Origin of the sequence: Bradyrhizobium cosmicum, assembly GCF_032290525.1 — a bacterium.
Classification (GTDB): domain Bacteria; phylum Pseudomonadota; class Alphaproteobacteria; order Rhizobiales; family Xanthobacteraceae; genus Bradyrhizobium; species Bradyrhizobium cosmicum_A.
Genome location: NZ_JASXTA010000112.1, coordinates 1 through 332 on the forward strand (window position 1 = coordinate 1; position 332 = coordinate 332).

Below are 332 nucleotides of genomic sequence, written 5' to 3' on the forward strand. Positions count from 1 at the left end.
GCCGCGTAAGGTCCGAGAAAGCATTCGTGGTCATGGCTTCATCTCCCCCGCGGCCACGCGCACAGTAAAGATGCATCAAGTGCGGGCGTTCGTGCAAACGGATGATATCGCAGAAATTGGGGTACGCACGCTGTATCACACGAAGGCCCTTCAGATCGACGCCCGCTTCGGGTCAAAATGCGAAGAACTCAACCTGAGCAAATCCCGTCCGCCGTGCCTCAATAAGCGGACCTCTTGGAGCGATGCTGCCACTTCGCCGAAGGGCCAAGCTCAGACGATAGTGCTGGGAGGAGCGCGAGTTGGAGTCTGATCCTACTCCTCTTGGAGCCATG

General features: G+C 57.8%; 1 protein-coding gene. It reads left to right on the plus strand.

All coding sequences use genetic code 11. The annotated features are described in order from the left end of the window. Window positions 1-310 (plus strand): hypothetical protein (locus QSV46_RS39275; protein WP_314964030.1); only part of this gene is annotated, 310 nt, incomplete at its 5' end. Between the last annotated feature and the right edge of the window lie 22 nt (window positions 311-332).